The sequence below is a fragment of the Methanofollis fontis genome, assembly GCF_004297185.1.
Taxonomy (GTDB): Archaea; Halobacteriota; Methanomicrobia; order Methanomicrobiales; family Methanofollaceae; genus Methanofollis; species Methanofollis fontis.
Genome location: NZ_PGCL01000018.1, coordinates 1 through 340, shown reverse-complemented (window position 1 = coordinate 340; position 340 = coordinate 1). Strand labels below are relative to the sequence as shown.

The window sequence follows — 340 nt, the reverse complement described above, 5'->3', positions numbered from 1 at the left end:
TCGTCACCCTCTCCAAGGACGAGACCGAGGACGTGAGTTTCACCCTGGTGCAGCAGCTCGAGACATTGCAGATCAACTCCACACCGGCGGGAGCCAGTGTCTACCTGAATGGCACCGCAACCGGTGACCTCACGAACGTCACCCTCGCAGACAAACCGGTCGGGACCTACAATGTGACGGTTGAACTGGACGGATACGACCCGGCAACGGAAGTCGTCACCCTCTCCAAGGACGAGACCGAGGACGTGAGTTTCACCCTGGTGCAGCAGCTCGAGACATTGCAGATCAACTCCACACCGGCGGGAGCCAGTGTCTACCTGAATGGCACCGCAACCGGTGA

At 59.7% G+C, this 340-nt stretch carries 1 protein-coding gene; it reads left to right on the top strand.

What is annotated here, in order from left to right; all coding sequences use genetic code 11:
- Nucleotides 1-340, top strand: a 340-nt coding sequence (locus CUJ86_RS11700; protein ID WP_130647755.1) for a PEGA domain-containing protein, incomplete at both ends; no start/stop codon positions are given.